Annotated in this window: 13 protein-coding genes; 6 read left to right on the forward strand and 7 right to left on the reverse strand. The window is 59.5% G+C overall.

Annotated features, from left to right (window positions below; genetic code table 11):
- Positions 1–6: 6 nt before the first annotated feature.
- Positions 7–1,011 (forward strand): tryptophan--tRNA ligase, encoded by a 1,005-nt coding sequence (trpS, locus tag AC6I7J_RS01400; protein ID WP_058770971.1) that lies wholly within the window; start codon positions 7–9, stop codon positions 1,009–1,011.
- Positions 1,012–1,051: 40 nt separating this feature from the next.
- Here trpS and AC6I7J_RS01405 read toward each other — a convergent pair whose 3' ends face one another.
- The 5 genes from AC6I7J_RS01405 to nirB all read right to left on the reverse strand — a co-directional run bounded on the left by AC6I7J_RS01405 (position 1,052) and on the right by nirB (position 6,679).
- Positions 1,052–1,498 carry a hypothetical protein gene (locus tag AC6I7J_RS01405; protein WP_058780174.1) on the reverse strand — a complete coding sequence of 149 codons (447 nt, stop codon included), beginning with the start codon at positions 1,496–1,498 and terminating at the stop codon, positions 1,052–1,054.
- Between the two features lie 72 nt (positions 1,499–1,570).
- Positions 1,571–2,935, reverse strand: a complete 1,365-nt coding sequence (gene cysG / locus AC6I7J_RS01410) for a siroheme synthase CysG (protein ID WP_480310372.1) — start codon at positions 2,933–2,935, stop codon at positions 1,571–1,573.
- 46 nt (positions 2,936–2,981) lie between these two features.
- Positions 2,982–3,785: a nitrite transporter NirC gene (nirC, locus tag AC6I7J_RS01415; RefSeq protein WP_021507430.1), complete on the reverse strand. Its 804-nt coding sequence runs from the start codon at positions 3,783–3,785 to the stop codon at positions 2,982–2,984.
- A 30-nt stretch (positions 3,786–3,815) separates the two neighbouring features.
- Positions 3,816–4,142 (reverse strand): nitrite reductase small subunit NirD, encoded by a 327-nt coding sequence (gene nirD, locus AC6I7J_RS01420; RefSeq protein ID WP_058759297.1) that lies wholly within the window; start codon positions 4,140–4,142, stop codon positions 3,816–3,818.
- Positions 4,139–6,679, reverse strand: a complete 2,541-nt coding sequence (gene nirB, locus AC6I7J_RS01425) for a nitrite reductase large subunit NirB (RefSeq protein WP_346818574.1) — start codon at positions 6,677–6,679, stop codon at positions 4,139–4,141. The genes nirD and nirB overlap by 4 nt, the downstream gene beginning before the upstream one ends.
- Before the next feature lie 235 nt (positions 6,680–6,914).
- On the opposite strand from nirB, the gene AC6I7J_RS01430 reads away from it, so the two are divergent.
- On the forward strand, positions 6,915–8,198 hold the full coding sequence (locus AC6I7J_RS01430) for a cytosine deaminase (RefSeq protein ID WP_141496736.1): 1,284 nt from the start codon (positions 6,915–6,917) through the stop codon (positions 8,196–8,198).
- A 48-nt stretch (positions 8,199–8,246) separates the two neighbouring features.
- Here AC6I7J_RS01430 and tsgA read toward each other — a convergent pair whose 3' ends face one another.
- Positions 8,247–9,425, reverse strand: a complete 1,179-nt coding sequence (gene tsgA, locus AC6I7J_RS01435; RefSeq protein ID WP_021507434.1) for an MFS transporter TsgA — start codon at positions 9,423–9,425, stop codon at positions 8,247–8,249.
- A 261-nt stretch (positions 9,426–9,686) separates the two neighbouring features.
- On the opposite strand from tsgA, the gene ppiA reads away from it, so the two are divergent.
- The 3 genes from ppiA to AC6I7J_RS01450 all read left to right on the forward strand — a co-directional run bounded on the left by ppiA (position 9,687) and on the right by AC6I7J_RS01450 (position 11,122).
- Positions 9,687–10,259 carry a peptidylprolyl isomerase A gene (gene ppiA, locus AC6I7J_RS01440; protein WP_021507435.1) on the forward strand — a complete coding sequence of 191 codons (573 nt, stop codon included), beginning with the start codon at positions 9,687–9,689 and terminating at the stop codon, positions 10,257–10,259.
- A 100-nt stretch (positions 10,260–10,359) separates the two neighbouring features.
- Positions 10,360–10,530 (forward strand): YhfG family protein, encoded by a 171-nt coding sequence (locus AC6I7J_RS01445; RefSeq protein ID WP_021507436.1) that lies wholly within the window; start codon positions 10,360–10,362, stop codon positions 10,528–10,530.
- Entirely contained in the window at positions 10,520–11,122 is a 603-nt protein-coding gene (locus AC6I7J_RS01450; protein WP_166711855.1) for a putative adenosine monophosphate-protein transferase Fic, read from the forward strand. The genes AC6I7J_RS01445 and AC6I7J_RS01450 overlap by 11 nt, the downstream gene beginning before the upstream one ends.
- On the opposite strand, the gene AC6I7J_RS01455 is transcribed toward AC6I7J_RS01450, so the two are convergent.
- Positions 11,114–11,440: a helix-turn-helix domain-containing protein gene (locus AC6I7J_RS01455; RefSeq protein ID WP_498006597.1), complete on the reverse strand. Its 327-nt coding sequence runs from the start codon at positions 11,438–11,440 to the stop codon at positions 11,114–11,116. The two genes, AC6I7J_RS01450 and AC6I7J_RS01455, sit on opposite strands and share 9 nt — an antisense overlap.
- A gap of 154 nt (positions 11,441–11,594) precedes the next feature.
- Between AC6I7J_RS01455 and AC6I7J_RS01460 the strand changes: the two genes are divergently transcribed.
- Positions 11,595–12,170 carry an aminodeoxychorismate synthase component II gene (locus AC6I7J_RS01460; protein WP_498006599.1) on the forward strand — a complete coding sequence of 192 codons (576 nt, stop codon included), beginning with the start codon at positions 11,595–11,597 and terminating at the stop codon, positions 12,168–12,170.
- Positions 12,171–12,198: the final 28 nt, after the last annotated feature.

The raw sequence follows: 12,198 nt of genomic DNA on the forward strand, positions 1-12,198 counted from the left end.
CATAACATGAGCAAACCCATCGTTTTCAGCGGCGCCCAGCCTTCCGGTGAACTGACCATTGGCAACTACATGGGTGCGCTACGTCAGTGGGTGCAGATGCAGGATGATTTCCACTGCATTTACTGCATCGTCGATCTGCACGCCATCACCGTTCGTCAGGACCCGGCCGCGCTGCGCAAAGCCACGCTGGATACGCTGGCGCTGTACCTTGCCTGCGGTATCGATCCGGAAAAAAGCACCATCTTCGTGCAGTCGCACGTACCGGAGCACGCGCAGCTGAGCTGGGTGCTGAACTGCTACGCCTACTTCGGCGAACTGAGCCGCATGACGCAGTTCAAGGACAAATCGGCACGTTACGAAGAGAACATCAACGCCGGTCTGTTCGATTATCCGGTGCTGATGGCGGCCGATATTCTGCTGTATCAGACTAACCAGGTACCGGTCGGCGAAGATCAGAAGCAGCACCTTGAGCTGAGCCGCGATATCGCCGCGCGCTTCAATGCCCTGTACGGCGACGTGTTTAAAATTCCTGAGCCGTTTATTCCGAAGTCCGGCGCGCGCGTGATGTCACTGCTGGAGCCGACGAAGAAGATGTCGAAATCCGATGACAACCGCAACAACGTGATTGGTCTGCTGGAAGACACCAAATCGGTGGTGAAGAAGATTAAGCGCGCAGTGACCGACTCGGAAGAGCCGCCGGTGGTGCGCTACGACATCAAAGAGAAAGCGGGCGTGTCTAACCTGCTGGATATCCTGTCAGGCGTGACCGGTAAGTCGATTGCGCAGCTGGAGCAGGAGTTCGAAGGCAAAATGTATGGTCACCTGAAAGGCGCGGTGGCAGATGCTGTGTCTGAGATGCTGACTGAGCTGCAGGAGCGTTATCATCGTTTCCGCAATGACGAAGCGTTCCTCAACCAGGTAATGCGCGATGGCGCAGCGAAAGCCCGTGCGCATGCCCAGGAAACGCTGAAGAAAGTGTATGACGCCGTAGGCTTCGTGGCGCAGCCATAAGCCGGTTTGCCGGGGCGCAGCACAACGCGCCCCGCAGGCTTTACTTCACCCGATGCAGCGTCAGCTCTGCGCCATCCCAGAATAGCCGCGCATTGCCGTCGGCCAGCACGCTCAGTACCGCGCCCGGTGCCGGTCCCCACGCCTGATTGCCACAGTGCACGTTGAAGCCATAGCGAAAGCTGAAATCACGATCCTGTCCGGCCCCGCTGGCGGCGCTCAGGCGCGGTTTTCCCTGGCAATTGTCGGTCGCCGGATTGATGCCGCGTTCGGCAGTGCCGCGCGTCCAGCTGATCGCATTGGGTTTAAACGCCACGCGCGCGCCCATAAACTGCGGATCGTTTTTGATGTAAATCTGGCCGTTCTCCTTTTTCGGCGTCACGGCAACCACCTGCCATTCGCCCGTGACCGATGACCACGTTACCGGGGCGGCACTCACCGCCACGCTCAGCGGCATCAGCAGCGCCGCGGCCAGAGAAATAATGCGCATGGAAACTCCTTGTGATTGATTTGGCTGCTCAGTCTGGCGGCAAAGCGCAGCGCTGTACAGTATTTTACCGCATCAGAACCAGCGCAGCTGCGTGCGCAGGCTGACCACGTGGCCCACAATGATCAGCGCCGGACTGGCAAACTGCTGTGCCAGCGTCGCCAGCTCCTGCAGCGTGGCGCAGGCGACGCGCTGCTGTGGCGTGGTGCCGTGCTGCACGATAGCCACCGGCATCGCTGCGTCCATCCCGTGCCGTAACAGCTGCTGCTGAATGTCGGCCGCCTGGCTGAGGCCCATATAAAACACCAGAGTCTGCTGCTCCGCCGCCAGTTTGCCCCACTCCATTTCGCCGTGCTGCTGCAGATGGCCGGTGACGAAGCGCACGCTCTGGGCATGGTCGCGGTGGGTGAGGGGAATACCGCTGTAGGCGGCACAGCCGGAGGCGGCGGTGATGCCCGGCACCACGCTGAACGGGATGTTATGCTGCGCCAGCACCTCCAGCTCTTCGCCGCCGCGGCCAAAAATAAAGGGATCGCCGCCTTTGAGACGCACCACACGCTTGCCGCGCTGCGCCTGCTCCAGCAGCAGCTGGTTGATTTGTTCCTGCGGCACGCAGTGATGACCCGCCTGTTTACCCACGAAGAGGCGTTCGGCATCGCGCCGCACCAGATTAAGAATCGGCTCCGACACCAGCCGGTCATACACCACCACATCAGCCTGCTGGATAGCCTGCAACCCTTTCAGCGTCAGCAGACCGGCATCACCCGGCCCGGCGCCGACCAGCACGACTTCGCCCTGCTGCGTCAGCGGCGCCGCAAACAAGGCATCGACCTGTGCGGCAGCGCGTGCCCGATCGCCGTTGGCCAGCGTTTGGGCCAGCCGATCGCTGGCAAAGAAGCGCTCCCAGAAGGCGCGGCGTGGTGCCATGGCGCTAAAATGCTGCTTCACGCGCTCGCGCAGTGAGCCCGCCAGCGCAGCCAGTTCGCCGAGATGCTGGGGCAGCATTGCCTCCAGCTTCTCGCGTAGCAGACGCGCCAGCACCGGCGCGCGGCCACCGGAAGAGACGGCGATCATCAGCGGCGAGCGGTCGACGATCGACGGCATAATGGCGCTGGCCTGCTGTGGCGCATCCACCAGGTTACAGAAGAGGCGGCGCTGTTCGGCGGCGTCAGCCACCTGCTGATTGACGGCATCATCGTTGGTAGCCGCAATCGCCAGCCAGCATTCATCCAGCCAGTCATCGGTGAATGCGCCGTGCAGTAACGTCACTTTTCCCTGTTGAGCCCACAGCTGAAACGCCGGAGAAAAATCCCGCGCGCCGACGTACAGCTCTGCGCCGGCCTCCAGCAGCAAACGCGCTTTGCGTTCAGCCACATCGCCTGCGCCAACCAGTAAACAACGCTTGCCTTGCAGCCGACAAAACAGCGGAAAGTAATCCATAACGAATCCTGAAAAAAAGCCCGCACGGTGCGGGCTGTGGAAGGGATTATACCGATTTCAGCGGCGAAGCCTGGGCTTGCGTCTGCGGGCGCTGCGCCTGCGGCGTGGCATACCAGTAGCCGAGGCCCATCAGCACCATGCCAGAGAACATATTGCCGAGCGTCACCCACAGCAGGTTGTGGCCGATGCCGCGCAGCGTCAGGTCGGCGCTGTGCTGACCAAACCACGACAGCGCAAATACCGTCATGTTGGCGATGGAGTGCTCGTAACCGGAGGCGATAAACGCCAGCAGGCACCACCAGATAGCGATGAACTTCGCGGCCCCTTCGCTGCGCACCGCCATCCAGATCGCCAGACACACCAGCCAGTTGCACAGCGCGCCTTTAAAGAACAGCGCCATCGCCGTCTGCGTGGTTTTTGCCAGCGCTACGCTGTGGATCAGCGAGCCGGCGTTCGGCAGCAGCGCACCAGCGGCGTAGTAGTAGAGCAGGGCGACAAACACTGAGCCGATCAGGTTGCCCAGCCAGGTTTGCGGCAGCACGCACCACATCTGGCCGTGGCTGATGGTGCCGGCTTTGACGCCCACGGTGAGGAACATGGTATGACCGGTAAACAGCTCGGAACCGGCGATGATCACCAGCGTCAGGGCAATACCGAAGGTGGCGCCCATCAGCAGTGGACGATACGCCGGGTCCGCCAGGTTGCCGAGGGTGAAGATCAGGATGATCGCCAGGCCAACGTAAGCGCCGGCCATCGCCGATCCAATCCAGAAGGCCAGCGGGCTGTGCTGCGCGGTGCGTACAATGCGCGCCGCATTGGCGGCGCAGGTGTTCAGGGTGTCAGAAAACATAGTGACGTCTCATAAAGTGAAGGAATTCTGTCAGGCGCAGACTTCGACCTGGCCGTTGCTGACGCGCACCGCATAGCTCGCCACCGAGCGGCTGTCATCTTCCAGACAAACGCCATCGCTCAGGCGAAAACGCTGTTTTTTCAGTGGGCTGGCGACCCACAGCGTGTGCTGGTGTTCGGCGATCAGGCCGCGCGATAACACGCTGGCTTCAGCAAACGGATCGATGTTGCTCAGAGCGTACAGCTGCGCATCGTCGCGCGGGCGAAAGATGGCGATCTGCTGGCCGTTAACCAGCGCGCACACGCCGGTAGCGGGCAGGATTTGTGTGAGTTCACACACGGTGTACCACTGGCTCATGCGTCAGCCTCCTCGATCAGGGTAATAGCGATGCGCTCCGCCGGACGCGCCGGGCGATGCTGCTCGCGTTCACTGACGTGCTGCACCAGCGGGTCGCGCTGCGGGCTGTTAATAAACGTGGCAAAGTGCGCCTGCTGCTGCGGGTCGTTAACCGTGGCGGTCCATTCACAGCGGACGTCAGCGCGCAGACGCGTCAGCTCCTGCTCCAGCTGCGCGTTAAGGCCGAGCCGGTCGTCGATAATCACGCTGCGCAGATAGTCGATGCCGCCGTCCAAGCTCTCCAGCCACAGCGAAGTGCGCTGCAGGCGGTCGCCGGTGCGGATGTAAAACATCATGAAGCGGTCGAGATACTGCAGCAGCGTGTCGCGGTCGAGGTCAGCCGCCAGCAGATCGGCGTGGCGCGGTTTCATGCCGCCGTTGCCGCACACGTACAGGTTCCAGCCTTTTTCGGTGGCGATGACGCCGACATCTTTGCCCTGCGCTTCGGCGCATTCACGGGTGCAGCCAGAGACGCCAAACTTCATCTTGTGCGGCGTGCGGATGCCTTTGTAGCGGTTTTCCAGCTCAATGCCGAAGCCGAGGCTGTCGCCAACGCCATAGCGGCACCAGCTGCTGCCGACGCAGGTTTTCGCCATGCGCAGCGCTTTGGCATAAGCCTGTCCGGTTTCAAAGCCGGCGGCAATCAGCTGTGACCAGATCGCCGGCAGGTCGTCGCGCTGCGCCCCAAACAGGCCGATGCGCTGTGAGCCGGTGATTTTGGTGTAAAGGTTGTATTGCCGCGCCACTTCGCCCAGCGTCATCAGCCCCTGCGGCGTGATTTCACCGCCGGCGGTGCGCGGAATCACCGAGTAGGTACCATCTTTCTGGATGTTGCCGAGATAGAGATCGTTGCTGTCCTGAAGCGGCGTATGCTGCGGCTTGAGGATGTATTCGTTCCAGCAGGAGGCCAGCAGCGATCCGACGGTCGGTTTACACACTTCACAGCCGTAACCCTGGCCATACTTCGCCAGCAGCGCGTCAAACGACTTGATCTCCTCCACGCGGATCAGGTGATACAGCTCCTGGCGCGAATAGGCGAAATGCTCGCACAGGTGATGATTGACTTCGATGCCCTGACGGCTCAGCTCAGCGTTCAGCACCTGCGTAATCAACGGGATACAGCCGCCGCAGCCGGTACCGGCGCGGGTTTCGGCTTTCAGCGCCGCCACGGTGTGGCAACCCGCCTGCACCGCGTTAACGATATCGCCTTTGCTGACGTCAAAGCAGGAGCAGATTTGCGCGCTGTCCGGCAGCGAATCGACGCCCAGCGCCGGTTTTTCGCCGCTGCCCGCCGGCAGAATCAGCAGCGCCGGGTTTTCCGGTAAGGCGATGTGATTGAGCGCCAGCTGCAGCAGATTGCCGTAGTCGCTGGTGTCGCCCACCAGCACCGCGCCGAGCAGAGTTTTGTTGTCTTCGCTGACGATCAGGCGCTTATACACGTGCTGCTGTTCATCGAGCCAGATGTAACTGCGCGCGCCCGGCGTGCGGCCGTGCGCATCGCCAATGCCGCCGACGTCCACGCCCAGCAGCTTGAGTTTGGCGCTCATATCGGCACCGGCAAAGACGCTGTCACGCCCGACCAGCGCATCGCTGGCGACCTGCGCCATTTTGTAGCCCGGCGCCACCAGACCGTAAATCCGATCCTGCCAGGCGGCGCATTCCCCAATCGCGTAGATCGCCGCATCGCTGGTCTGGCAGCGATCGTTGATGGCAACGCCACCGCGCTGGCCGAGCGCCAGGCCGCATTGTTGCGCCAGCTTATCCTGCGGACGAATGCCGGTGGAGAACACGATGAAGTCGACGTCGAGCGCGCTGCCATCGGCGAACTCCAGCGTTTTACCGCCCTTAGCGTGATGCACAATCTGCCGGGTATTTTTGCCGGTATGGACCTGCACGCCCATCTGTTCGATCTTACGCCGTAGCTGTTCGCCGCCCTGCGTATCCAGTTGTTCCGCCATCAGCACCGGCGCAAACTCAATCACGTGCGTTTCAATGCCGAGATTTTTCAGCGCGCCCGCCGCTTCCAGTCCGAGCAGACCGCCGCCAATCACCGCACCGCGTTTGCTGCGGCGCGCGCAGGCTTCAATGGCGTTGAGATCTTCGATGGTGCGATAGACAAAGCAGTCGCTGCCCTCCGCGCCGGCGATCGGCGGGATCCACGGATAAGAACCGGTGGCCAGAATCAGCGTGTCGTAATGCACCGCACGACCGGTGTTGGAGTGAATCAGCTTTTCCTCACGGTTGAGGGTAATGGCGCGCTCGCCGAGCAGCAGATTGACCTGATGCTTTTCGTAGTAGCCTTCGCGCACCAGTGAGAGTTCTTCGGCGGTGTGGTGGGAAAAATAGGCGGAGAGATGGACGCGGTCATAGGCGACGCGGGGCTCTTCACAGAAAACGGTTATCGCGAACTGCTCAGGGGCGGCTTTGTCGATCAGTTCTTCGATAAAGCGGTGGCCAACCATGCCGTTGCCAATAATAACGACACTGTGCTTGCTCATGCTTGCCTCAAAATTTGCGGGATCTGCGCCTACCTTAGCGCGCTGTTTCTGGCGCTTATTGACGTACATCAACTGCGGCTTTATATACCCATTTAGAGGTATGTTGCTGATTTTACGCGTTTTTATCTAAGTCTTTTATTTGGTTGAAAATTACCCAATGGCGGCAGAAAAGTTGCCAGCGGCGCGGTCGTTTTTCGTGCTAGCTTAAGATGTTGCGTTTTCAGCGGAGAAGGATATGACCCAGCAAGCGTTTAAGTGGATAAACAACCTGCGCCTGGCAGGCCAACCGGGTTTATGGCAGATCGAAATTCGCCACGGCAACATCAGCGCCATCATTCCGCAGCCGCCGCAGACGGCCGCCCAGCCGGATGCGCTGGATGCCGCCGGTGGCCTGGCGAGCGCGCCGTTTATCGAGCCGCATATTCATCTCGACACCACGCAAACCGCTGGCGAACCGGCGTGGAATCAGTCCGGCACGCTGTTTGAAGGCATTGAGCGCTGGGCTGAACGCAAGGCGCTGCTCAGCCATGAGGATGTGAAACAGCGCGCGCGGCAGACGCTGAAGTGGCAAATTGCCAACGGCATTCAGCACGTGCGCACCCACGTGGATGTGTCCGATCCCACGCTGACCGCATTAACCGCGATGCTGGAGGTGAAAGCGGAGATGGCGCCGTGGATCGATATCCAGATCGTGGCCTTTCCGCAGGAGGGCATTCTCTCTTATCCCAACGGCGAAGCGCTGCTGGAAGAGGCGCTGCGCCTCGGTGCCGACGTGGTGGGCGCGATCCCACATTATGAATTTACCCGCGAATATGGCGTCGAATCACTGCACAAGGCGTTTGCGCTGGCGCAGCGCTATGACCGGCTGGTGGACGTGCACTGTGACGAGATTGATGATGAGCAGTCGCGCTTTGTCGAGACCGTGGCGGCGCTGGCGCACCGCGAGGGCATGGGCGCGCGCGTCACCGCCAGCCACACCACGGCGATGCATTCGTACAATAACGCGTATACCTCGCGGCTGTTCCGCCTGCTGAAGCTGTCGCAGATTAACTTTGTCGCCAATCCGCTGGTGAATATTCATCTGCAGGGACGTTTTGACAGCTACCCGAAACGGCGCGGCGTGACGCGGGTGAAAGAGCTGCTTGAGGCGGGTATCAACGTCTGCTTCGGCCATGATGATGTGTTCGATCCCTGGTATCCGCTCGGCACCGCCAGCATGCTGCAGGTGCTGCATATGGGGCTGCACGTCTGTCAGCTGATGGGCTATGAGCAGATCGACAGCGGTCTGCAACTCATCACGCACAACAGTGCGAAAACCATGCAGCTGGCGGATTATGGCGTGCAGGTGGGCAACGCGGCCAGCCTGATTATTTTGCCTGCTGATAACGGGTTCGATGCGCTGCGCCGTCAGGTGCCGGTGCGCTATTCGCTGCGTAAGGGCGTGCTGGTGGCGGCCACACAGCCGGCAAGCAGTGAAATTTATCTCGGTGCTAGCGAAGCGGTGACGTTCCGGCGTTAAGGGAGCGGGAAGAGGAATAGCGGCGCGAGGCTTCGCGCCGCTCGGGGATCAGGCAGTCTGGTGAGCGTGCTGGCGATGTTTGGTGACAAAGCCGAGCAGCACACACATCACGAACACCACCGCGTACAGCGCGTTCGCGGTGGACAGCGCCGCGTGGGCACCGCCTTTCGCCACGATCGGGCCGGTGACCACGAAGGTCAGCATGGTGCCGACGGTGCCGCAGGTGAGGATGAAGTTCACCAGCTTCGGCGATGACGCTTTGGTCTGCAGCGAGCCCAGCGTGATGATGGTGGTGTAAATGGCGCTGGAGAAGAAGCCAAGCGACATAATGATCCAGTGCAGCATGCTGGCATCGGTGGTTTTCACGAACCAGAACATCAGGCCGGTGGCCAGCAGCGCCAGCACCACCAGAATGCGTTGCAGGTCGAAGAAGCGCAGCAGGAAGCTGAACGCCCACATGCCGACCATATAGGCGGTCCAGAAGTTACCGACCAGCTGACCGGCGGCGGCGATATCCATGCCCATCGATTTGGTGGCGTATTCCGGCACCCAGGAGATGAAGCCGAGCTGGCCGAGGATGTAGCACAGTGCCGCGATCGACAGGAACAGCACGCCGATGCCCCACTTCTCTTTTTCGCCGCCCTGCACCGCGGCTTCGCTCTTCAGTACCGGGAACTCGACCATCAGCGTCAGGATGAAGATCGCCACGTAGATCACGCCAATGCAGGCGTAAACCCAGTACCACGGCAGCGCGCGCGCCAGCAGAATGCCCGCGATAATCGGGAAGATGGTGCCGGCCATGCTAAAGAACGAGTCGGTAAACAGCAGACGGGAACCGCGCTGGCGACCATCGTACAGATGGGTAATCAGGAAGGTGCCGATCGACATGGTGATACCGCTGACCACGCCGAGCACGAACATGCACAGCGAGAACACCGTGAGGTTATGGCTGGTCATCAGCCCGGCCACGGCGAGGATCATCAGCACAAAGCCAAAGATCAGCTGGCGCTTGAGTGGCACAATCACCATCAGCCAGGCGTTCAGGAACACCGCCGCCAGAATACCGGCGTTTAGGAAAGTGAAGGTGTTGCTCATCTCTGAGATGGGCAGCTGGAAATACTGGGCAATATTATCCAGCACCATACCGGTAACGATCACCAGTGCGCCGGTGAGCGCATAGGAGAAAAAGCTGATCCAGGTAAGGCCAATGCGATTACGGTTTGTCATGTTCTGAACCTGTGATGCGCCGACGTGGCAAAAAGTGTCATGAATTGTAAATTGATCTGTGATCGTAATAAACAAGCAGTGAAACGTGCGAGAAATATTTCATTAATAGTGTGATTTTCGTCACGCAAATGATTGCGCGACGGGAAAAGTATGACGATAGCAACATCAGCGTAAATATAGGTAAAACGCTGGCTCTTGTATTACATGCTCTTTACAATCAATCTCGTTTTTGAGCTTGCTCTCCAAGGTAAGGAATCTTTCATGCTTAAACGTACTTTGACAGCGGCGGTTGCCCTGTTAGCGCTCTCTTCTGTATCTGCTTCGGCTCTGGCGGCGAAAGGGGATACGCACGTGCTGCTCACCACCTCTGCGGGCAATATCGAACTTGAACTGGATAATCAGAAAGCCCCGGTTTCAGTAAAAAACTTTGTGGATTACGTGAATAACGGCTTCTACAACAACACCATTTTCCATCGTGTGATCCCGGGTTTCATGATTCAGGGCGGCGGCTTCACGGCGGATATGCAGCAGAAGCAGACCAACGCGCCGATCAAAAACGAAGCGGATAACGGCCTGCGCAACCTGCGTGGCACCATTTCCATGGCGCGTACCGCTGAGAAAGACAGTGCCACCAGCCAGTTCTTCCTGAACGTGGCGGACAACGCTTTTCTTGACCATGGCCAGCGCGACTTCGGCTATGCGGTGTTTGGTAAAGTAGTGAAAGGCATGGATGTGATCGACAAGATCGCCCAGGTGCCGACCAAAGATGTCGGGCCATACCAGAATGTGCCGTCAAAACCGATTGTTATCACTTCCGCGAAAGTCCTGCCGTAATCCCTCTGCGCGCCACCCCTGGGTGGCGCCGTCTGCCGCGCTCCGGCAAAGCTGAAATTTGCTCTTATACTTAGGGCACATCCTGCTTGCCGGAGGCGCTATGAGCAGCAAACTCACCGAAAAACAGAAAATCACGTTGTGGCAGCAAACCCGTGCGGCCAATTATCAGGCCAGCTGCAAACTGGCCGGTTATACGCTGAATGAACCTGCCGTCGAGAGCGCCCAGGCGGACGATCGTCTGGCCTCGCTGAGGAGGCAATATGGCGGATAACAGCCTGGCGGTGCGCGATCCCTATTTGTGGCACAACGATGACGTGCTGAAAAACCTGCTGGAAATTCACGACGTGGCGCAGCTGCGTAAAGCCGAGCTGGCATTCAGCGCGGCGCGGCTGGCCACGCTGGCGCTCGGACCGGCCACGCCTGGCCTGCCGCACCTGCGTCATATTCACCGCACGCTGTTTCAGGATATCTACAGCTGGGCCGGCGAACTGCGTACCATCGACATCTGGCGCGACGACACGCCCTATTGCCACTGCGAGTACATCGAGAATGAGGGCAATGCGCTGATGAGCGCACTGGAGGAGGAAGAGGGCCTGTGCGACCTCGACCCGCAGACCTTCGTGGCACGCATCGCGCACTACTACTGTGAAATCTACGTCCTGCATCCGTTCCGTGCCGGTAACGGGCGGGCACAGCGCATCTTTTTCGAACAGCTGGCGCTGCACGCGGGCTATCTGCTGAACTGGGATACGCTGGAGCCTGAAAGCTGGCACAAGGCCATCGTCGCCGGCGTCGGCGGCGATCTCGCGCCGCTCAACGCGCAGTTTGCGAAAGTGGTGAGCCCGGCCTCACCGCTAAAGTAATATTTCCAGCCCGTGTTTTTGCACGACGTGGAGCAATTTGAGTGAAATGCCTCCAGGGCGTTTTACTCCGCTCTCCCATTTCTGCACCGTGGAAACGCTGGTGTTGAGGTAGCGGGCAAAAACGGGCTGACTCACGTTAAGGTTTTCGCGCAGCGCTTTGATATCTCCGGCCTCCAGCGCTTTAACCTCTTCCAGACAGCGTTGGTCAAAATCCCGCATGCTCTGTTTATTCAGGGCTCCGGCTTCAAACAGGCCTGTTGCTGCACTGTGAATTGCCTCCAGGACTGGGCTTTTTATTTTTTGCATGTGTATTGTCATCAAAGCTCCGTTAGATCTAGCACCTGGTGCGAGAGTAATCAGATTCTTTTTTGACAGCTAGCGGGGATTGAGGTCGAAAGTGGTAACATTGCTTTTTTGCGACCTTTCTTGCTTGTCGTCCACCGACAGCACCCACTCAATTCATCTGTAATGTATGCTGCTGCTAATTGATAACTACGACTCCTTTACCTGGAATCTCTACCAGTACTTTTGTGAACTGGGCGCGCAGGTGCGCGTGGTGCGCAACGATGCGATGACGCTGGAAGAGATGACAGCGCTGCCGCTGAGTCATCTGGTGATCTCGCCGGGCCCCTGTACGCCGGATCAGTCCGGCATTTCGCTCGAAGCCATTCACCACTTTGCCGGACGGTTGCCTATTCTCGGGGTATGCCTGGGCCATCAGGCCATCGCCCAGGCCTACGGCGCGCAGGTGGTGCGCGCGCGCCAGGTGATGCACGGCAAAACCTCTGCGGTGCAGCACACCGGCCAGGGCGTGTTCCGCAACCTGAATAATCCGCTAACCGTCACGCGCTATCACTCGCTGATTGTGGCGCGCGACACGCTGCCGCCGGAGTTTGAAGTCACCGCCTGGAGCCTGCGCGACGGCGTTGCCGATGAGATCATGGGCTTCCGCCATCGTACGCTGCCGCTCGAGGGCGTGCAGTTCCATCCGGAGAGCATTCTCAGTGAGCAGGGACATCAGCTGCTGGCGAATTTCCTCAATACATAACTTCCGTTTGCCATTGCATGATTTTTTA

Source organism: Type-C symbiont of Plautia stali, assembly GCF_059730935.1.